This is a genomic window from Candidatus Pelagibacter sp. HIMB1493 (genome assembly GCF_052047995.1).
In the GTDB taxonomy this organism is placed as follows: domain Bacteria; phylum Pseudomonadota; class Alphaproteobacteria; order Pelagibacterales; family Pelagibacteraceae; genus Pelagibacter.
The window spans coordinates 207,064-228,764 of the sequence record NZ_JBNAIP010000001.1 but is presented as its reverse complement, the minus strand read 5'-3'; the positions used below and the strand labels follow the sequence as shown (position 1 = coordinate 228,764).

Genomic DNA, 21,701 nt, shown 5'->3' with positions numbered 1-21,701 from the left:
CTTACTTTAATTCTTTAGAAGGGTCGTATTGTTTCTCTTTTGGATTTCTCCAATCAATGATTAGGTTATTTACAGATTGAACTGCTATAAGAAATACACATAAAAGTGTAAGTGGTTTCATTGTAGCTGGAATTGGAGGATCCCAATAAGTTGCAAATCTTTCCCAGGTAGTGAAAGATCTGTGTGCATCTTCCCATCCACCATAAATTACTGCTGTAGCAAAAAGTACAATAATAATAGTACTAATTAAGTCAAAAATTCTTTGAGTTGGTCTTCCCACCCAGTCGTAAAGTAAAACTATTCTAATATGGCTTCTTAATCTTGTTGCATATATTCCACCAACCAAATAGCAAACACCTGCAAGCCACAAACATAACTCATTTGCCCATAAAGTTGGCTTAAATAAAACATATCGCATAAAAATTTCATACATCATCACAATTACAATTACAGGAATTAGATATTTTATTGTGTGACTTAAAAATAAGGAAACTCTATCAATCCAATTAATTGGAAAATCATCTTTACTCGCTACTTTTTCGTTTTGTTCTTGTAACTCTTTATCTATCATTGAGTAAAAATTTTAGATTTTATTCGAAGGGCCTTTTCAGGCCCTTCAAAATTTATTTATTACATAATACCATTAGCTTTCATGTAAGCTTTGTGTATTTCGATTAAAGCCGCAGCTTCTGGAGATTTAGTCTTCCATTCTTCCCAAGCAGCAAGTGCAGCTGTTCTGAATTTAAGTCTATCTTCTCTAGACCAGTCATGAAGAGTAACGCCCATTTCATTTAAAGCTTTAACAGCTTCAGCGTTTTTTCTCTCAACTAGACTAGTAATAGTTCTTCCAGCAATTTCTATTCCAGCTTTCATAGCACCTTGCTCATGTGGCTTTAACTTGTTCCATACTTTTGTGTTACAAGCTAAGTGGTCAGCCGGCATAGAGTGGAAACCTGGGTATGTAGCATATTTGTTTTGCTCATAGTGTCCACCAGCATAGTTAGTTGCTAAAGATGAATAGTCAGCACCATCGATTAGACCAGTTTGTAAAGCTGTAGGAACTTCACCAAAGTCCATAACGATTGGCTTAGCGCCTAAAGTTGTAAAGATCATACTTTCCATTCCTGGAGGTGATCTAAATTTAAAGTCTTTCAATGAAGCAACATCTGGAATTGGTCTGCTAGATATTAAAGACTCATGTCCTGGTATCCACCAACCAATTAAAGTCATTCCATATTTGTTGTATAATGCATCAACAGCATCTTGAGCACCTGGGTAGTTCAAGAATTCATATTGTTGGTATGGGTTATCGTATCCACCCATTACATCACCTGCGAATTGGAACGCTGCATTTTTACCAGTTTGGTAACCAGCACCAGTCATATCACAATCGATAATTCCAGTTTGTGCAGAGTTAAATACCTCAGCAGATTTACCTGTTACTGAAGATGAGTAGAACATTTCAATTTTCAAGCTTCCACCAGAAAACTTTTCTACATTTTTTGCGAACTGAGCCGCAACTTCACCATTTGGTGAGCTAGCAGTAAAGTGAGTTTCAATCTTTAAAGTCTTTGCATTTGCAGAGCCAAATAAAGCAACTGAAACCATAGCCACCGCTGCTAAAGTTTTAGATATTAATTTAAACATTATCTTCCTCTCGTTTATGTTTTTTCGAAAGTTAATCATAAATGATTTTCTATTTCAATTAAATCGGTTTAATTATTATATATAGAAATTATATATATTTTATAAACACATAGGTTAGAATTGCTCTAAACTACTTCTGAAATCAAAGGTTTTTCATTAAAAAAACAATAGATATTGTCTACCGCCATCATGCTCATTGCAAGACGTGTTTCATGTGTCGCACTACCTACATGAGGAAGAACAAAACAGTTATCTAGTTTTAAATATCTGTTATCTAAATTTGGTTCATTGTTGAAAACATCTAAACCGGCTGCATAAATTTTTTTATTTTCTAGTGCATCAATCAATGCATCGTCATCAATTGTTGAACCTCTTGATGTGTTTATGACAACTGCATGTTTTGGTAATAAACTTATTGTATCTTTATTAAGAATATATTTTGTTTCTGCGGTAGCTGGTGTGTGTATGCTTACAAAATCACAATTTGGTAACATCGAATTTAAATCTGAATAATATTTTGCACCATCTTCTAAATCTGCAGACAACTTATTTCTATTATAATAAATTATTTTCATTCCAAATGCTTTTGCACTTTTAGCAGCCATTCTTCCTATTCGTCCCATACCAATAATACCTAAAGTTTTGCCAGTAACTGAGTTACCAATCATAAATTTAGTTAAGTCAGGTTTTTGATTTTTCCAATTATCAGTTCTAACTAAATTATAAGCTTCGCCAATTCTTCTTGAGGCAGCTAATATTAAAAGAATAGTTAGCTCTGCAACAGCTTCGTTTAATACATTTGGTGTATTGGTAACTTTTATTTTTTTTTCTAAAGCTGAGTTAATAGAAATATTATCGTAACCTACTCCTACCTGAGCAATGATTTTTAATTTACCATTTAGATTATTGAAAAAATTTTCTCCAATTTTATCAAATCCTGTAGAAATCATCCCATCATAGTCATTTATTATCTTAATTAATTCACTTTCTGGAATTGGCTCATCTTTTGGATTTAATGTTACATCAAATTCTTTACTTAATTTTTCTTCTGCTAAATCTGAAATTTTTCTAGAAACTAATATCTTTGGTTTCATTTAATGAGAGTCTCTAGGTAAACCTTTTGTATGAGATACATCCAAATATTTTCCTCTAGAATTAATACAAGCACCATCATCTAATTGACCTACTGTATTTCTGAATATTTCTTGCCAAGGAGTTTGATTATTTGCTTTAAATTTCTTTCTATTTTTTCTTCGCTTCTTAAATTCAGGTTGAGAAATTAGTAAATCAACTCTTCTTTTATTTAAATCAATTTTAATTTTGTCACCTGTTTTAACTATTCCTAAATCTCCTCCAACTGCAGACTCTGGAGATACATGAAGTATTGAAGGACTTTCAGATGTTCCACTTTGTCTTCCATCTCCTAAAGTAGGAAGATGTCTGATACCTTTTTTTAACAATCTGTCAGGTGGTTGCATGTTCACAACTTCTGCAGAACCAGGGTAACCTACTGGACCACATCCTCTAACAATTAGTATTGAGTTCTCATCAATTTTTAATTTCTTATCATTAAGTCTTTTATGGTAATCTTCAGGACCTTCAAAAACTATCGCCTTACACTCAAAAGCATTAGGGTGTTTAGGGTTTGATAAATATTGATCTCTAAATTCTTTACTAATTACTGATGTTTTCATTATTGCAGATGAGAAGAAATTGCTTCTCATAACTAAAAACCCAGCTTTTTCTGTTAGAGCATTTTTAAATGTTTTGATTACTTTGCTATCTACATCAATTTTCTTTTTCAAATTTTCACCTACTGTTTTTCCAGTTACAGTCTTTATATTGGTATGAATTTTTTTATTCTTAATTAATTCTTTCATAACAGCTGGAATTGCACCTGCTCTGTGAAAACTTTCCATTAAATATTCACCAGCTGGCTGGCAGTTTACTAGCAAAGGAATATTATGACCTAATTTTTGCCAATCAGATAAATCAAACTTAATTCCCATGTGTTTAGCTATTGCACTTAAATGTGTTGTGCAGTTACTTGATCCACCTATTGCACTTGCAACCACTACTGCATTTTCAAATGCTTTACGTGTCATAATTTTTGATGGTGTTAAATCTTCATGAACCATTCCGACAATTCTTTTTCCAGTTTCATATGAAATCTGTTCTCTTTCTCTGTAAGGTGCGGGAATTACAGCTCCTCCGGGTAGAGACATGCCTAAAGCTTCTGCAACTGAATTCATTGAAGATGCTGTTCCCATAGTATTGCAATGACCAGCACTTGGTGCAGAAGATGCAACCATATCCATAAATTCTTCGTATTTAATTTCTCCCTTAGCTAACATTTTTCTAGCTTCCCAAACTACTAATCCAGATCCAGCAAGTTTTCCTTTGTAAACTCCATCTAACATTGGACCACCTGAAAGAACTATTGCAGGAATATTAACTGTGGCTGCTGCCATTAAGGCTGCAGGAGTAGTTTTATCACATCCTGTAGTTAAAATAACTCCATCTATTGGATAACCATACAAAACTTCTACCAAAGATAAATAAGATAAATTTCTATCCAACATAGCTGTTGGTCTTTTTCCGGTTTCTTGAATAGGATGAGTTGGAAATTCCATAGGAATTCCTCCAGCTCTTCTGATCCCATCTTTAATTCTTTTAGTCAAAGACATAAAATGTCTGTTACATGGAGAAAGATCACTGCCTGATTGAGCAATACCTATAATTGGATTTCCAGATTGCAATTCTTTTCTTGTAAGACCATAATTTAAGTACCTTTCTAAATATAAAGCCGTCATGTCAGGGTTTTTTGGATTATTGAACCACTGTTGACTTCGGAAACTCTTTTTTCTTTTTTTAGGCATAATTAATATAATGGTTTGTTTAAGTTATTGGTTATATAATAAATTTATGAATAATCTAATAGTTTTAAATGGCAATGACAATGTTGGCGTAAGTCAATTTATCATACCAGAAAAAACAAAAATTGAAGGACATAATATAAGTACGTTGGATCCAATCCCTTTTGGTCACAAAGTATGTTTAAAAGAGATTAAAAAAGGTGATCCTATTATCAAATATGATCAAATTATTGGATTTGCTTTAAATGATATTAAACCAGGAGAGCATGTTCACTCTCATAATTTAGAATTTAGAGAATTTAAAAGAGATTTCAAAGTAACTGATAAATCACACAATGTTGACGAAAAAGCAGATACTTTTTTCAATGGAATATTAAGAGATAACGGCCAAGTAGCTACAAGAAATTATATTGGAATAGTTAGTACCGTTAATTGCTCTGCAACAGTTACAAAAATGATTGTTGAAAAAATAAAGTATTCAGAAATTTTAAAAGATTATCCAAATATAGATGGAATTGTGCCAATTACTCACTCAACAGGATGTGGGATGAATACTGAAAGTGAAGGAATGCAAATTTTTCAAAGAACGATTGATGGTTTTAAAAATCATCCAAATTTTTCTCATGTTTTTGTTATTGGTTTAGGTTGTGAGTGTGCCCAGGTAAGTTTATTTGATGAGTCTCTTAAAAAGCACAATAGAATTCACTTCTTAACTATCCAAGATGAAGGTGGAACTAAAAAAATTGTTGATAAAGTATTATCTCAAATAAAAAACCTATTATCTGAAGCAAATAATGTTCAAAGAACATCTCAGCCTGTTAGTCATTTAACTTTAGCCTTACAGTGTGGAGGATCTGATGGTTATTCAGGAATTACAGCAAATCCTGCATTGGGAGTTGCTGCAGATATTTTAGTTAAAAAAGGTGGAAGCTCAATATTATCTGAAACACCTGAAATATATGGAGCAGAACATTTATTAATTAATAGAGCTAATTCACAACAAACTGCAGATAAATTAATTAAAAGAATTGAATGGTGGAGACATTATACATCGATAAATAATAGTTCTATGGATAATAACCCCGCACCAGGAAATAAAAAAGGTGGACTTACAACTATTTTAGAAAAATCTTTAGGAGCAGTTGCTAAAGGTGGAAACTCAATTTTACAAGACGTATTGAATTATGCTGAACCTTTAAAAAATAAAGGTTTCAATTTTATGGATTCACCTGGATATGATCCAGTATCTGTTACAGGGCAAGTTGCATCAGGCGCAAATGTAATTTGTTTTACAACTGGAAGAGGATCTTGTTTTGGATGTAAGCCAGTTCCAAGTTTAAAGCTCTCAACTAATTCAGCAATGTTTGAAAGAATGTCAGAAGATATGGATATTAATTGCGGAACAATAGCTGAAGGAAAAGAAAAAGTTGAGGAAGTTGGTCAAAAAATATTTGAATTAGTAGTAAATACTGCATCAGGAAATAAATCAAAAAGCGAAATCAATGGCTACGGTGACGAGGAGTTTAATCCTTGGCAAGTAGGCGTTGTAATGTAAAAAATTTCCTAAAGTGCAAAATCAAACATCTTTATTAAACGTAATTTTATTAGCTGCAGGTGGTTTCTTTATGTTTGTTTGTATGGATTCTAGTGCAAAATACCTAGGTACAGTCATGCCTATTCCACAGGCTATATGGGGAAGATTTTTTTTTCATCTAGTATCTTTAATTGTGTTTTTTTTAATTTTTAAGCCAAAAGTAAACTTAAAAAAAAATTTCAAAGTTCAAATAATTAGATCAACATTAATGGTGACAGCCACAACGTTTATGTTTTTTTCTCTTCAAAAGTTTGACCTAGTAGATATTTATGTAGTTTTCTTTACAGCCCCATTAATCGTTGCTTTACTTTCTGCTTATTTTTTAAAAGATATTTTGACTTTTAAAGGAATTCTTTTGATGCTCCTTAGTTTTAGTTCAATTGTTTATTCTTTAAGTCCTAGCATGAAAATATTTAGTGTAGATTTAATTTTTCCAATCGTTCCACCTATATGTTGGGCGCTTTACCAATTTTTTACAAAAGTAGTATCAAGTGATAACGATCCATTTGCAGCAATATTTTATACTTCTATTTTGGGAGCAATAATATTTAGTATTTATATTTTTTTTAAATGGGAACCATTAAGTAATAATATTTTTTGGTTATACTTAGCGCTACTTGGTTTTGCAGGCTTTGTAAGCCACTCTTTAATTATTTATGCAATTCAATTATCAAATTTATCTTTTGTAACTAATTTTCAATATTCTCAATTAGTTTGGTCTACAATTTTTAATTTTTTCATTTTTGGTGTACCATTTGATATAAATAAGATTGTGGGTGTTGTGGGTGTAATAATATTTGGTTTATTATTTATAAGAACTGAAGGTAAAAAAACTTAAAATTGGAGGTTTGATGAAAAATATTGGTTTTATTGGTGTTGGTTATATGGGTTATGGAATTGCTAAAAACATCATTAAGCACAAAAATAATCTTTTTGTAATTGCTAACAAAAATCGTAAACCTATTGAAAAGATAGTAAGTGAGGGAGCTAAAGAAGTTAAATCTTTTGAAGATTTTGCATCTAAAAATTTAGATGCTTTGTTTATGTGTGTTACCAATACACCTATTGCGAAATCTATTTCAGAAAAATTATCAAATATCTTAAGCAATAAAACAATTGTAATTGATATTACTACTCACAATAAAACGGGCTCTATTGAAACTGAGGCAATTTTTAAATCAAATAATATCAACTACGTTGAATGTCCAGTAATGGGAGGACCTGTTCAAGCAGAAGAAGGTGTTTTGGGTGGTATAGTTGGGGCGTCAGATGAGAATTTTAAAATAGCAGAGCCTTATTTTAATATATTTTGTAAGGATTATTTTCATTTTGGTCCAGTAGGTATGGGTGCAAAATCAAAACTTTTAAATAACTTTTTATCTTTAGGAAATGGAGCATTAGTAAATCATTTAGCAAAATGTGCTACTGGATTAGGATTAGATCTAAAAAAAGTATTTGATGTTGCAAAACTAGGATCTGGAAACTCTGCGGCTCTGAACAGAGTTTTTGATAATTTACTTAAAGGTGATTACACAGGATTTAAATTTACTGCAAGTAACTCTGTTAAAGATTTAACTTACATTCAGGATCTTTTAAAAGATTTTCCTGAAGCTGAAAAAGTTGCTGAACTAAATAAAAATTATTTTCAAAAAGCTGTTGATGATGGTTATGGAGAAAACTTTATTAGTGAATTAATTAATAAAAAATAATTGAAGGAAGTTAAATAAGATATCGGGAATCTACTAAAGCAGTAGGTTGTATTCAACTTATATATTTGCACTAAATGCAAATAAATTTATTGAAAATAATTTTGATATAATTACCTTTTTATATGAAGGAGGTTTATGTTAAAATTGCTACCACCTGATACTTAGCTGAAGATCGTTAGATATAAAAAAACTTAAAATTATAAAATCCGTTTGGATTTAATGCCAAAGAGGCGATAAAAAGGGAGCTCTTTAGGTATCAACTAAAGAGCGAACCCTTAAAAAAATTAATTTTTAGACTTTAATATTTCTAGCGGAAGTGGTGCTTCAGGATATTTTTTTTCACATAACTTTTCATAAATTTCACAAAAGTTAAAAATTGTTTTTACAACTTCGTTTTCATCTGTTGAGTTTAATTTTGTAATTAACATATCTCGATCTTTTTCTAACTCTTTAATTTGTTCACCTGAAAAAAATTCTCCAGTTTCAATTTCCCAGTAAGTATCCTCTAATTCTACTTCACTTAATTCATTTAATTTTTTTTGTAACATTATAATTGTTTCATCATCAGTTTCTGTGTTTCTCATAGGAGAATTTTTTAATTTGCCTAAACATTTGTCTCTTAAACCATCAATAAAATGATCATAAGGTTTTCCTAAACTTAATTCTTTAAAATGATTACTAATAAAATATTTTTTGATTGCTGAATCTGTAGAAATTTTTTCTTTACCCTTAATTATTGCAACCTGAACATATATCTCTTGAGAAACGTATTCCTCTATATGATCTGTTACTGATACTGGAAGCATTGTTTATTTTAAGACTTTAGCCTGTCGTTATTTACATCAAAAGCAGGTTCATCAATAACTTTTGATTTAACATCTTTTCCTTGGATTTTAATCAAAAACTCATTTCCAACTTTAGCAAATTCAGTTTTGACATATCCAAAGGCTAAACTTTTGTTTACTCTATACCCATAAGCCCCTGATGTAGTGAGACCCACTAAATTACCATTAGAGTAAATTGGTTCATTTCCATGAGCATCTGCATCTACAGCATCAACTTCCATATAAACTAATTTAATTTTTGGACCATTTTTTATTAAATTCGATACAATTTTGGATCCTTTAAATTCAGATTTTTTTTCAATATTAAAAAACCTTTCCAAGCCTGCTTCAACTACGCTGATTTCTGGAGTTAATTCTGACCCCCAACCTCTGTATCCCTTCTCAATCCTCATAGAATTCATTGCATGAGCTCCAAAATCTATAATATCAAATTCCTTACCAGCTTCACTTAATAACTCATATAGTTTTTCCATGTCATTAAAGTCATGATGCAGTTCCCAACCTAGTTCACCCATATAGTTTACTCTTAAAGCTTCTACAGTAATGTTACCTAAACTTATTTCCTTACTTTTTAACCAAGGGAAATTTTCATTTCCTAAATCTGTATCTGTTAATTTTTGTAAAACCATTCTTGATTTTGGTCCTATAATACCAATTACACCTTTGTCTAAAGTTATATTTTTAATTTCAACTTTTTCGTTTTTTTTTTTATTCTGATTTAGCCAATCCAAATCTCTAATTTCTGATACTGCACCTGATAATGCGTAATAATGGTTATCTTTTAATTTAGTTAAAGTTAGTTCAGTTTGAATTCTTCCAATATCATTTAAAAGATGAGTTAAAACAATACTTCCATCTTTTTTTGGAACTCTATTAACACAAAGTCTTTCTAAAAAGTTATAACTATCTTCTCCAGTAATTTCATATTTTGAAAAAGTTGATAAATCTATCAAGCCTACATTGTTGTGAACATGTAGACATTCTTTTTGAATTATGGGAAATAAATTATTTCTTTTGTAACTTAATTCTTCTTTAGTATTATCTTTATTAAACCAAGCTGGTTTTTCCCATCCATATAAATCAAAATATTCAGCACCTTTTTCTTTCAACTTTTGGTAAATTGGCGTTGTTTTCATTGGTCTTCCAACCTCTACAACATCATTAGGCATTGGAGTTACATACATTCTTCGATATTGCTCTTTTGATTTTTCAACTGAATAATTTTTATCAACCCAGCTCATGTATCTTCTTGGTTCAAATTCCATCATGTTTATTTCTGAGTCACCATGCACAATCCACTGAGCCATGTATTTTCCAGCTCCCCCTCCATGAGCAATTCCAATACTTGCTGCACAAAACATCCAAAAGTTTTTTAGTCCAGGTGCAGGACCAGCTAAAAAATTATCATCAGGAGTATGTGTAATAGGACCACATATAATTCTTTTAATACCTACATCTTTAAACTGTGGAATACGATCCATTCCTTTTTCTAAGTGTTCTGCAATTCTATCAAGATCTGGATCTAACAACTCCATATCAAATTTCCAATCCATTCCATCTAAAGCCCAAGCTGCTACATCTTTTTCATAAGGACCAATTAAAAGTCCTTTGCCCTCTTGTCTTAGATAAGAAGAAGAGTCTGGATCTCTCACAACTGGCAATTCTTTACTTAATTTTTCTATTTCAGTATGTGCTTCTGTAACTAAGTATTGATGGATCATATTTATACTTGGAACATTTTTTAAACCAACCATCTGTGCTACTTCTGGACAAAAACTTCCTGCAGCATTAACAACATGCTCACAAACAATATCACCCTTTTCAGTAATTACTTTCCACTCTCCTGAAGGTAATTGTTCAATATCAGTTACTCTATTTTTTCTATAAATTTTGGCTCCACCATTTCTTGCACCTTTAGCCATTGCATTTGTTGTGCTGGTTGGATCTGTATAGCCATCTTCTGGAGTTAAAAAAGCACCTTTAATTCCATCTAACTTTATAAAGGGATGATATTGATGAATTTCCTCTGTTGATATAATTGAGCAAGGAGAACCAGCTATATCTAAAATTCCTTTAGTGTAATCAAACCACTCAAGATCCTCTTTGGTATATGCTAACCTTAAACTTCCTGTTTCATGAAATCCTGTTGGTTGCGCAGTTTCTTTTTCTAGTGACTTATAAAGGTTAGTTGAATGAAGATGAATTTTTGCAAGATTTAAACTCGTTAACATATGAGGACATTGACCTGCAGCATGCCAAGTTGATCCTGAAGTAAGTTCACTTTTTTCAATTAATACAACATCATTCCATCCTTCTTTTGTAAGATGATAGAGTAAACTAACTCCCATTATACCACCGCCAACAATCACTAGCTTGGCGTGAGATTGAATTTTATCCATAAAAAAAGAAACTACTTAGATTTTAAATTAATTAAACAAAATTAATTTTAATTAACCAAAATGGGTATATGAATTTATTAATGAGGTTTTCTATATTTGGAATGACAGGCCTTACAATTCGCCCACATTAATTTTCCTAGAGTTCCTCTGATATCATCTGCATCTTCTATAATAGAAGTGAGTTTAATCATATCATCAGCAGATTTTTGCATTAATGAATTAAAAGCATCTTTTTCTTCCCAAATTATAGGTAGTGCTTCTGTTTTAAATCCTTCTTTAGAATTTTCTGGAAATAGATCTAATAAAGTAATGTAATTTTCACTCATTTCTTTCATTAGTTCTATCGCTTCATCAAAATCTCCATTTGAAGAAAAAGATTGTACCCTCTTAGCGGTACTATAATTCTTACTAAATATTGCTTTTCTACTTTTAATAATATCTTCTACTGACAACTCAGCATTAGCTAATGAGCCAGAAAACACCATAATTAAAGATAATATTATTGTACCAAAGATCTTCTTGGTATGTTTTAATAAGTTATGCATGTTAAGAACACCTTAACAGAATATGGACCGATTTCAAAGTTAATGCACTGGTTAAGTGCAATCTTGCTTTTAATTCAAATTCCTCTTGGCTTTTATTTAGTTGGTTTAGATTTTGGTGAGGAAAGAATAACTATTGAAAACATTCATGTATTGATTGGTCTTGGAATATTTTACGTTATAATTTTTAGATTACTTAATAATTTGATTAATCCTGTTCCAAAGTTAGGACCTGCTACTTTTATGGGGCAAAGGTTTATTGCTAAACTAAATCACTTATTTTTATACATCACAGTCCTATCAATAACTATTTCAGGAATTTTAAAGAAACTATTTAACGGTGAACCTCTAGTGATTTTTTTAAAAGAAATAAAAATAAAAGACAATTTTGAACTAGCTGATCAATTTTATAACATTCATATAATATCAAACTATGTACTTATTGGTTTAGTTGCTTTACATGTAAGTGCCGTAATAATTCATAAATTATTCTTTAAAGAAAATTTATTAAAAAAAATATTATAATAATTAATCATCAGACATGGAAAAATCATCTATTGGATATATCTTAAAATTATCTATTCCAATTTTTTTTGCCAACCTTGCGATTCCATTAGTGGCAATTATTGATACGTCTTTAATGGGTAACTTAGGTAATGTTTCTTATTTATCTGCAACCTCTGTTGCTGCAAATTTATTTTCAATGATTTTTTGGAGCTTTGGATTTTTAAGAATGGGAACAGTCGGTATGGTTTCTCAAGCTAATGGAGCTGAAAATTATAAAGAAATTATTAATATTGTTTTAAGAAATTTGTTATTTGTAATTATACTTTCTATTGTCTTATTTTTTGCTCAAAATTTAGTTCTTAAGATAAGTTTACAAATATTTGATCTAAATTCACAAACTACTTCTTTTTATGAGGAATATTTTAAAATTAGAATTTATTCAGCTCCAGGCGAACTTACTCTTTATATTATAACAGGTCTTTTTGTTGGATTACAAAAAACTAAAATTTCAAGTATTGCAGTAGGATTTTTCTCAATATTAAATATTATATTGAGTATAATTCTCGTAACTCAATACAATTTAAACATTAAAGGTGTTGCTTATGGAACTCTTTTTTCTGGGATAATTACCTCTACTGTTTTTTTAATTTATACTTTTTTTTATTTAAACAAGCTTACAAAGATTAATTTTATATTAAGGGAAATTGTTGATCTAAATAAATTAAAAAATATTTTTAATATTAATTTTAATATTTTTATTCGAACTATATTACTTACTTTTTCTTTTTTGTGGTTCACATACCTTGGATCAAAAATTGGAGAAGAGTATATAGCTGCTAACGCGATATTAATTAATCTCGTCTTTCTATCAGCATTCATTTTAGACGCTTACGCATTTTCAACTGAAGGAATTATTGGTTATTCATTGGGTAAAAAAGATAAAAATTTATTCAGTTCAATTGTTAAAAATTCTTTTATTTTAAGTTCAGTTACAGGCTTAGGTATTTCTGTTGTTTATTATTTTATTCATAAGAATGTGATTTATATGATGTCTGATATTGATCTAATAAGATCTTTAAGTTTAGATTATTCAATTTGGATGATTATCTTGCCTTTTTTTGCATCTTTTTGTTATCAATTTGATGGTATTTTTATTGGAGCCTCTCAAACAAAAGAAATTAGAAATGCTATGTTTTTTTCTGTTTCTTTATATTTATTAATTTCTTTAGTTCTTACAAATTACATTTCAAATCATGGGGTATGGATATCACTAACGATATTTATGATTTTGAGAGCTTTGTCTTTATTTTATTATTTAAACAAGATTTATTTAAGATTTAATGACAGTTAATCCCGTATTTTTTTAATCTCCAGTAATTGTAGGGCCATGGAGTTAAAAAACCTACTATCAGCATAATTGGAATAACCCACCAAGTTAAAATGGCACCACCTGTTAAAACAAAGTCGGTCAAATTCATCATTACTTCCATACTAATCATTGAAATCAAACTCATTCCAGAAGCTGTCTTCAAAGCATTATTAAATACAAAACCTTGTCTCATTAGGATTATTGTTTCTAATATTATACTTGTAATTAAACCGTTTATTATTGCTAGTATCATTATTCCTAATACTGGAAACGAAATTTGTGTAAGTTGAAAAAATAAAATTGTTCCAAAATCTCCAATGGCACAACCTAACAAACACCAGGCTGTATTCTTTGCGCTTCTTCTCCAAGTATGTTTACAAGACCAATGAAAAGTTGATGCTGTCATTATTTAATTTCTAATCCTTTTTTTTTCCATTTTTCCAACCCACCAATTAAGTGAAAGCAGTTACCAAAATTATATGATTTAGAAATTTGAACTGCCAAAGTAGATCTGTGTCCATGAGCACAGTAAAAAAGAATTTTTTTATTTTTTAAGCTATCTTTATTTTTTTCAATGTAATCATGCATGGAAGGAAATGGGACTATATTACTGTTATCTAATTTACCTTCTTTATCTATTTCATTTTGCTCTCTTAAATCTATCAGAACTGTATTCTCCTCTTTTTTAATCTTGTTAAACTCCTCTGGCTCAATTCCATTGTTTACTTTTTGACGGTTTAAATCAATACCCAACTTAAGATTACTTGGAACTGCAACATCCATCATTTTGGGATCTGGTAAATTTAAATTATTCATAATATCCACGTACTCTTCTACTGATTTTACCTGTAATCTTGGATTAAATTGTCTTTCTTCTATGATAGTACTTAACATTTCTCCTTTATAATCATGTGCTGGATAAACTAGAGTTTGATCAGGTAGTTTTAATAGTTTGTTAAATATTGAATTATAAGAGTCTTTAGGATCTCCGTTTTGAAAATCTGTTCTACCAGTACCTCTAATTAATAATGTATCTCCTGTAAACACTCTATCACCCATCAAAAAACTAAAGCTCTCAGAAGTATGGCCAGGAGTGTATAAAGCTTGTAGATCAATTCCATCTATTTTGATTATCTCTTCATCTGATACTCTCATTGCAACTACATCGGCAGGAGTTTTATTACCCATAACAGTTACACAATTAGTTTTATCTCTTAGTTCAGCAATTCCAGAGATATGATCTGCGTGAATATGGGTATCTATCACCTTTACTAATTTTAAATCTAATTGATTTAACAAATTAATATACTGATCAACTTTTTCTAAGACTGGGTCTATTATTAAAGCTTCACGTCCCCTTCCAGATGCAATTAAATAAGTATAAGTGCTAGAAACACTATCGAATATTTGTCTAAAGATCATTTTAGATAAATATCAAAAACCAGTAAGAAATTAAACCAGACAAAATAGTTGCGATTATATTTCTTGAAAAATAACCAACAATTACAGCAACAATTGCAGCAAATATTTTAGGGTCATCCATTTCAATGAACTGACCGTAGTCATTTATAAAAATTCCTGGAAATATTATTGCTGGAAACACGGCTGATGGAACATAAGCTAACACAGCTTTTATTTTATCTCCCAACATGTCTCGACTTACTAGAGCTACCATCGTCATTCTAGTAAAGTAAGTTAATATTCCTGCAACAATAATTGATAACCAGGTCATTTTATTTTTTTAACCTCAATATTAAAGCCGCAACAAACAAAGCGAGTATAGGTGAAATAATTATATAAGATCTAAATGGAGCATCATAAAATAATAACGAACTCAATCCACATACAATCATTACAATTAAGTGATCAAGTTTTTTTAAATCTTGTATTACAATAGCTATAAAAGTAAGTGGTATTGCAAATTTTAATCCAAGTTCCTCTGGAACAAATGAACCTAAAATGATTCCTGACAATGTAGCAATTTGCCAACAAACCCACATCGTGCAACCTGTACCAATCAAATGATAATGTAAGTACTGCTCTGATTTATTTTTTTTAAAAAATTTATTAGATTCTGCAAAACCTTGGTCGACAATAATATAAGAGATTAACAATTTTTTTATTAATGATAATTTTTCTAAGTACTCTGATAAAACTGCTCCATATAAAAGATGTCTTGAATTAATAACACCGACAGATGTTGCTGCTACCAATCCAGATGCACCACCTGATAATAATTGTAAAAAAACAATTTGTGATGCACCACCAAAAATAATAATAGACATCGCATAAACTAATAATGGGTCAAATCCCAATTCAACACCGATAGCTCCACAAATTATTCCAAATGGGATCACAGACAACATATGTGGAGAAATATCCAGCATACCCCTAGTAAATAATTGTTTTTTTGTAAGCATTTATTTGGGTTCTATTAAAAACAAACTATGTGATCAATATTTATCGGACGTTTAATTCCAAATTTTTCATCAATTTCATGTTGGTGGACGTGATGCGAATGAACAAAAACAGGAATTAATAAATCACTACTAGTTTTTAGAGTATATATAAAATTTGTCCCCCTAAACTTTCTATCAACCACTTCTAATTTTAAATTGCTTTTATCATCATGTTCTAGATCTTCTGGCTGTAACAATAACTGTACTTTAGATCCTTTTGGATAATGTTTTGTAAAATTACCTTTGATTGTACCTAAGTCATCATTTTCTAAAGTATTTTCATCAGTAACTTTTGCTGGAATTAATATTCCTCTGTTTAAAAAATTAACTACATCAACAGAATTTGGGAAGTGATAAACATTATAAGGATCATCAAATTGTTTAAGTTCTCCGTCTAAAATAATTCCACATTTGTTACCTAGATAGAATGCTTCGTAAGAGTCGTGAGTAACAATTATTGTTGTAATTTTTAAGTCTTTTAAGATTTGCTTTAACTTTACCTGTATTTCTTCTTTGAAACTTTGATCTATATTCGACAAAGGTTCATCTAGTAGTAACAAATCAGGATTTGATAACAAAGATCTAGCTAAGGAGGCTCTTTGAGCTTCTCCAGAGCTAATTTCATGAGGATATTTTTCTAAGATTTTTTCTAAATGAAGAAATTTAACTATTTCTTTAAAATTTAGACCTTTCTTCTTTTTTTTATTTCTCTCAGCTCCAAAATTAATATTTTCCAAAACATTGTAATGAGGAAATAGAGAGTTGTCTTGAAAAGCCAAAGATATATTTCTATCCTCAGGCTCAACATGGCTTTCTTTAGATGAAATAATTTTATTTTTTAAAATAATTTTACCAGACTGAATTTTTTCAAGGCCAGCTATTGTTCTTAATATTGTAGTTTTTCCAATTCCAGAGGGACCTAGCAAACAAACTATATCTCCTTCATTTTCAATATTAAATGAAACATTGGTTACTTTATTTTTAGAGCTTGCAGCAAAAGTAACATTCTCAATTTCTAAAAAATTATTTCTCATTTTATTTATCTTTAAACATATACTTAGATGTAATTAAAATAAAAATACTTGCAATCATAATTAGTAATAATGAAGGTGCAGCAGCAGCTTCTAGTAAATCTTGTGAAGCAAATATATAAGCTTGCGTGGCAAATGTTTCAAAATTAAAAGGACGCATGATTAATGTAATCGGTAATTCTTTGATTATTTCGATTGATAATAATATAGCAATCAATAAGACTGAGTTTTTAAGATAAGGAATATGAATATTTAAAAAAGTTTTTAATTTTGAATAACCTAATAGATATGCACTTTCATCAATTGAATAATTAATTTTTAAATATCCAGATTTAATACCATTATTAGCTAAAGAATAAAATCGTACAAAATAAACAATTACTAAACCAAGTATAGATCCAATAAAAATTTGTTTTATATCAAAAAAATAAAATATATTTTCATCAAACCAAGAAATAAAAGTTATGAAAGCTACAGCTAATATTATTCCTGGTACTGCATAACCAGTAATTGAAAAAGTTGTTAAAATATTTAAAAACTTATTTTTACTAATTCTATTTCCATAATTTGATACAAAAGATAAAAATATTAAAACAAAACCTGATAAGAAAACTAAAATCAATGTGTTTGATAATAATTCAATAATATTTAGATCTATAAAATGTTTTGGAAATTTAATTGTCCAGTAAAGCATTTGCAAAACTGGAAATATAAAGCTTGCAAAAAATACAAATGAACAAAAAATAATTGCCATTAAAGATTTATAACCACTTAATTGTTTCAAAGTTTTAGTCTTAAAATTTCCTTTAGCAGGAGAATGGTACTGTGCTTTTTTTCTGGATAAGTTCTCTAAATAAAATAATCCAAATATAAAAATTAGTAGAAAAAAAGATATTCTATTTGCTAAAGCCAAATCATCAAAAGATATCCAAGCATCATAAATTCCAGTGGTTAAAGTCGATATTCCAAAAAAAGATACTGCACCAAAATCTGATAAAGTTTCCATAGCAACCAAAGATAGTCCAGCAATAATTGCTGGTCTTGCCGATGGTAAAATAATGTTAAAAAATGTTTTTTTTGTCGAAAAACCAAGGTTTTTACCTAGTTCTATCAAATTTTGAGACTGATAATGAAATGAAGTTCTTGTTAAAACATAAACATAACCGAATAATGAAAATGAAATTGAAATTATAGCTCCTAGCATTCCATCAAATTTAGGCAAAACAGCATTATAATTTCTATCACCGAATAAGTTTTTCATAATTGAAAAAGCTGTTCCATAATTTTCAAAAAAAGCGGTTAATGAATATGCATAGATATAAGCTGGAACTGCAAAAGATAAAATCAACACCCATTTAAAAAAATTAACTCCAGGAAATTTATAAAACGAAACTAAATAAGCAGATCCCACACCAATTACGAAAGTTGTAATTAAAACTCCAATTACAAGAATTATTGAATTAGAAATATATTCAAACAAAAATGTGTTTTTAACTATTGATAAATACTCACTTGTTGGTTCAAAAAAACTAGTAAATACAGTTACAATTGGTATCGCAACTATAATAGAAATGAGCAAAGAGCTCAAAAACCAAATATTAATTTTATTATCCATTTTTAACAAAGTACTAATGATATAAAGTAGGGTAATAAACTTTATACCAAAAGTACTTAGTGTTAACCTCTTTTATTTCCAACCAGACATCAACATTACCTCCAATGCATCAGCCTGATTTTTTTTATAGTCTTCAACTTTTGTTTTTAAATCCTGTTTAAAATTTTCACCCATTTTTTTTATAAGAGGGTGTGGTTCAACACCTTCTATCATTGGGTATTCAAATGTATTGTTTACTATGTGTTGTTGTGCTTCTTCTGTTAAAAGAAATTCTAGTAATTTTTTTGCATTTTCAGGATTAGGAGAATTTTTTAAAATACCTCCACCACTTATATTCATATGTGTCCCTCTATTGTTTTGATTTGGAAAATAAGGTAATACCTTTTGAGCAGCTTCTTTTTGATCTTCTCCTTTTTGACCAGATAACATCAAAGCATAGTAGTAAGTGTTTGCTATAGCTAAATCAGCTTCACCAGCAGCAACAGCTAAAATTTGAGCTCTATCATTTCCTTTAGGATTTCTTGCAAAATTCGAAACTAATTTTTTTGCCCATTCTAAAGTCTGTTCTTTACCATTATTTTTAATTAATGATGCAACAAGAGATTGATTGTAAATATTATTAGATTTTCTAATTAAAATTTTCCCTTTCCATTTTGAATCTGACAAACTTTCATAAGTTATCCCTTTTAAATCTTCTGAACTTACTCTTTCTGGTGAGTAGTAAATTATTCTTGCTCTTTTAGCGATACCTGTCCAATTGTCAGATCTAAAGTTTGCTGGCACTAAAGCTTCAATCTGCACTGACATAGAGTTCTGAAACATACCTTTTTCGTCAAACGCACCTAGTCTTCCAGCATCTGCTGTAATATATAAATCAGCTTTAGAGTCTTTTCCTTCTTCAGTAATTCTTTTTTGCAACGCTTTGTCTTTACCTGAAACTACGTTAACTTTTATACCCGTTTTGTTCGTAAACTTTTCATACAACTGAATGTCAGAGTCGTAATGTCTTGCACTAAAAACATTTACTTCACCTGCTATACTCATTTTGGCAAAGAAAAATAAAATTAATCCTAATAATGTTATTTTTTTCATTTATATCCTTTTCTTTACCCTAGTTTATTTGCGAATGAGAATTATTATCAATGCGAATGATTATCAATCGCATATATTGACACATATTTCAATACTTTTTTTATTATTGTTAAATGTAGGAAATTTTTATTTCCAATCGCCGATTTTGCTAAATAAGAAATTTCTAAATGCTTGAACTCTAGCAGTATTTTTTAATGACTGAGGGTAAACAAAGTGCGCTTCTGTTATAGGCCCTTCTACTTTAGGAAGTACTTTAATTACGTTGTTTGAATTTATCACTAAATATTCAGGAAGTGCCGCCAATCCTACCCCAGACTCTACAGCTAACAAGAGCCCCATTACACTATTTACCTTCATGATTGATTTTCTTTTTTTACCGTCATGCATTCCAATTTTTAATGCCCAATCTGGATTATAAACTGGAGAAGGTGCTCCTTTTCCAAATGAAATAAATTTATGTTTACTTAGATCATTTATTGTCTTTGGCATTCCATTTTTTTCTAAGTACTTATTTGATCCATAAATATAATATTTAATATCAACTAGCTTTTTTTGAATATAATTAAGTTGTTTTGGTCTTCTCATGAAAATTCCAATATCAGCCTGTCTTGTACTTAAATCTAATTCTTTATCATCAAAGACTAATTCAATCTCAATCTCTGGGTTAAGTCTCATAAATTCTTGAATTCTAGGTGTTAACCAGTGAGTACCAAAACTTCTTACCGTTGTTATGGTTAATTTTCCTGTTGGTTTATTTTTTTGATCACCTAAAGATGTTTCAACTTCTTTTAACTTACTTATTACTTCATGTGCAGTTTTAAAAACATATTCACCGTTTTCTGTAAGAGTTAATCCTCTTGCATGTCTTTCAAAGAGTTGCACTTTCAAATCTTGCTCAAGGGACTGTATCTGTCTACTGATTGCAGATTGGCTAAGGTTTAAATTTACAGTAGCATTTGTAAAACTTCCAGCTTCTGCAACTGCATGAAAAATTTTTAATTTATCCCAATCCATTATTTATTTACATCCACCAATACTCTTCCAGAAATTTCACCTTTTAAAATTTTTGGATAAGTTTCAATTAGCTCCTCTAGACCTACTGTTAAAACTGATTTTTCAAGCAATTCAAAATCAATTAATTTTGATGCTTCACCCCACATAAATTCTCTTCTTTTTATACTGCAATTTGCAGAATCCATTCCCCAAACCTTAATACCTCGTAACATAAAAGGAAGTAAATTGGTGTTAAGTTCATTACTGTTAGCATTTCCACATACAGCTATAATTCCATTAGGCTTTGTTTGTGCAATTGCGTTTGCTAAAATTTTTCCTCCAACAGTGTCTACCACTCCGTCCCATAAACCTTTATCTATTGGTCTTGGGTCTTTATTAAATTCAGCTCTATTTATAATATTTTTTGCACCTAAAGACTTTAAATAATCTGACTTACTATCTTTTCCAGATACTGCAGTTACATTGTACCCTAATTTTGTTAAAACCATTATTGCAACACTGCCAACTCCTCCAGTCGCCCCTGTTACCAAAACATCATTAACTTTTTCTCCAAGCAAAATACTTTCTCTTGCTTGAATTGCAAAAGCACTCATTAATGAAGTTAAGCCTGCAGTGCCTAAAATCATTGCCTGCTTGCTACTTAAGTTATCAGGTTTTTTTACTAGGAAGTCTGCATTAACTTTTGCTATCTGAGAATAACCACCAAAAAATACTTCTCCAACTCTAAAACCAGTTAATATTACTTCATCGCCTGATTTAAATTTTGAATTTTCACTTTCAATTACTTTTCCTGAAAAATCTATTCCTGGTATGTGCGGATACTCTTTTACTAGTCTTCCACCATTCTTTAAAATCATTCCATCTTTAAAATTTAAATCTGAATATTCTACCTGAACAGTTACATCCCCATGTTTTAAAAAACTTCTATCTAAAGATTTTACTTCTCTAGAAAAATTTTCACCTTCTTGATTAAGAACTATTGCTTTGAATTGATCAGACACT

The 21,701-nt window shown here is 30.0% G+C and carries 21 protein-coding genes; 5 read left to right on the top strand and 16 right to left on the bottom strand.

Annotated elements, in window-relative coordinates:
* Position 1 precedes the first annotated feature (1 nt).
* The 4 genes from ACTTBK_RS01195 to ACTTBK_RS01180 all read right to left on the bottom strand — a co-directional run bounded on the left by ACTTBK_RS01195 (position 2) and on the right by ACTTBK_RS01180 (position 4,526).
* On the bottom strand, positions 2-571 hold the full coding sequence (locus ACTTBK_RS01195) for a TRAP transporter small permease subunit (RefSeq protein ID WP_262590473.1): 570 nt from the start codon (positions 569-571) through the stop codon (positions 2-4).
* Between the two features lie 59 nt (positions 572-630).
* A complete protein-coding gene (gene dctP, locus ACTTBK_RS01190; RefSeq protein WP_262590472.1) occupies positions 631-1,647 on the bottom strand; it encodes a TRAP transporter substrate-binding protein DctP in 1,017 nt (338 codons plus the stop codon).
* 125 nt (positions 1,648-1,772) lie between these two features.
* Entirely contained in the window at positions 1,773-2,741 is a 969-nt protein-coding gene (locus ACTTBK_RS01185) for a 2-hydroxyacid dehydrogenase (RefSeq protein ID WP_440618229.1), read from the bottom strand.
* On the bottom strand, positions 2,742-4,526 hold the full coding sequence (locus tag ACTTBK_RS01180) for an IlvD/Edd family dehydratase (RefSeq protein WP_440618228.1): 1,785 nt from the start codon (positions 4,524-4,526) through the stop codon (positions 2,742-2,744).
* 46 nt (positions 4,527-4,572) lie between these two features.
* Here ACTTBK_RS01180 and ACTTBK_RS01175 point away from each other — a divergent pair, with 46 nt between their 5' ends.
* Genes ACTTBK_RS01175 through ACTTBK_RS01165 form a run of 3 tightly spaced genes read left to right on the top strand, consistent with a single transcriptional unit; the run spans position 4,573 to position 7,826 of the window.
* Complete coding sequence (locus tag ACTTBK_RS01175) at positions 4,573-6,078, top strand: UxaA family hydrolase (protein WP_440618227.1); 1,506 nt, start codon at positions 4,573-4,575, stop codon at positions 6,076-6,078.
* A 13-nt stretch (positions 6,079-6,091) separates the two neighbouring features.
* Positions 6,092-6,955, top strand: a complete 864-nt coding sequence (locus ACTTBK_RS01170) for a DMT family transporter (RefSeq protein ID WP_440614164.1) — start codon at positions 6,092-6,094, stop codon at positions 6,953-6,955.
* A 13-nt stretch (positions 6,956-6,968) separates the two neighbouring features.
* Positions 6,969-7,826 (top strand): NAD(P)-dependent oxidoreductase, encoded by an 858-nt coding sequence (locus tag ACTTBK_RS01165; protein ID WP_440614163.1) that lies wholly within the window; start codon positions 6,969-6,971, stop codon positions 7,824-7,826.
* 284 nt (positions 7,827-8,110) lie between these two features.
* On the opposite strand, the gene ACTTBK_RS01160 is transcribed toward ACTTBK_RS01165, so the two are convergent.
* The 3 genes from ACTTBK_RS01160 to ACTTBK_RS01150 form a co-directional block, all read right to left on the bottom strand.
* Positions 8,111-8,632, bottom strand: coding sequence for a hypothetical protein (locus ACTTBK_RS01160; RefSeq protein WP_440618226.1), 522 nt, complete (start codon positions 8,630-8,632; stop codon positions 8,111-8,113).
* Positions 8,633-8,640: 8 nt separating this feature from the next.
* Entirely contained in the window at positions 8,641-11,070 is a 2,430-nt protein-coding gene (locus ACTTBK_RS01155) for an FAD-dependent oxidoreductase (protein ID WP_440618225.1), read from the bottom strand.
* Between the two features lie 77 nt (positions 11,071-11,147).
* The gene (locus ACTTBK_RS01150; RefSeq protein ID WP_440618224.1) at positions 11,148-11,615 is read right to left on the bottom strand and encodes a c-type cytochrome; all 468 of its coding nucleotides are present in this window, start codon (positions 11,613-11,615) and stop codon (positions 11,148-11,150) included.
* On the opposite strand from ACTTBK_RS01150, the gene ACTTBK_RS01145 reads away from it, so the two are divergent.
* Complete coding sequence (locus tag ACTTBK_RS01145; RefSeq protein ID WP_440618223.1) at positions 11,610-12,137, top strand: cytochrome b; 528 nt, start codon at positions 11,610-11,612, stop codon at positions 12,135-12,137. The two genes, ACTTBK_RS01150 and ACTTBK_RS01145, sit on opposite strands and share 6 nt — an antisense overlap.
* 16 nt (positions 12,138-12,153) lie before the next feature.
* Positions 12,154-13,470, top strand: coding sequence for an MATE family efflux transporter (locus tag ACTTBK_RS01140; RefSeq protein WP_440614158.1), 1,317 nt, complete (start codon positions 12,154-12,156; stop codon positions 13,468-13,470).
* Here the strand turns inward: ACTTBK_RS01140 and ACTTBK_RS01135 are convergent.
* The 9 genes from ACTTBK_RS01135 to ACTTBK_RS01095 all read right to left on the bottom strand — a co-directional run bounded on the left by ACTTBK_RS01135 (position 13,457) and on the right by ACTTBK_RS01095 (position 21,700).
* Complete coding sequence (locus ACTTBK_RS01135; RefSeq protein ID WP_440618222.1) at positions 13,457-13,894, bottom strand: DUF4396 domain-containing protein; 438 nt, start codon at positions 13,892-13,894, stop codon at positions 13,457-13,459. The two genes, ACTTBK_RS01140 and ACTTBK_RS01135, sit on opposite strands and share 14 nt — an antisense overlap.
* Positions 13,894-14,910, bottom strand: a complete 1,017-nt coding sequence (locus ACTTBK_RS01130; protein ID WP_440618221.1) for an MBL fold metallo-hydrolase — start codon at positions 14,908-14,910, stop codon at positions 13,894-13,896. Before ACTTBK_RS01130 ends, ACTTBK_RS01135 begins: the two co-directional genes overlap by 1 nt.
* 1 nt (position 14,911) lies before the next feature.
* Positions 14,912-15,220, bottom strand: a complete 309-nt coding sequence (locus ACTTBK_RS01125) for an AzlD domain-containing protein (protein WP_075506129.1) — start codon at positions 15,218-15,220, stop codon at positions 14,912-14,914.
* Position 15,221: 1 nt separating this feature from the next.
* The gene (locus ACTTBK_RS01120; protein WP_262590458.1) at positions 15,222-15,908 is read right to left on the bottom strand and encodes an AzlC family ABC transporter permease; all 687 of its coding nucleotides are present in this window, start codon (positions 15,906-15,908) and stop codon (positions 15,222-15,224) included.
* 14 nt (positions 15,909-15,922) lie between these two features.
* A complete protein-coding gene (locus ACTTBK_RS01115; RefSeq protein WP_440618220.1) occupies positions 15,923-16,981 on the bottom strand; it encodes an ABC transporter ATP-binding protein in 1,059 nt (352 codons plus the stop codon).
* A 1-nt stretch (position 16,982) separates the two neighbouring features.
* Positions 16,983-18,593: an ABC transporter permease gene (locus ACTTBK_RS01110; protein ID WP_440618219.1), complete on the bottom strand. Its 1,611-nt coding sequence runs from the start codon at positions 18,591-18,593 to the stop codon at positions 16,983-16,985.
* A 72-nt stretch (positions 18,594-18,665) separates the two neighbouring features.
* On the bottom strand, positions 18,666-19,685 hold the full coding sequence (locus ACTTBK_RS01105) for an extracellular solute-binding protein (RefSeq protein ID WP_440618218.1): 1,020 nt from the start codon (positions 19,683-19,685) through the stop codon (positions 18,666-18,668).
* Between the two features lie 126 nt (positions 19,686-19,811).
* Positions 19,812-20,699 (bottom strand): LysR family transcriptional regulator, encoded by an 888-nt coding sequence (locus ACTTBK_RS01100; protein ID WP_440618217.1) that lies wholly within the window; start codon positions 20,697-20,699, stop codon positions 19,812-19,814.
* Positions 20,699-21,700, bottom strand: coding sequence for an MDR family oxidoreductase (locus tag ACTTBK_RS01095; RefSeq protein ID WP_440618216.1), 1,002 nt, complete (start codon positions 21,698-21,700; stop codon positions 20,699-20,701). The genes ACTTBK_RS01100 and ACTTBK_RS01095 overlap by 1 nt, the downstream gene beginning before the upstream one ends.
* Position 21,701 lies beyond the last annotated feature (1 nt).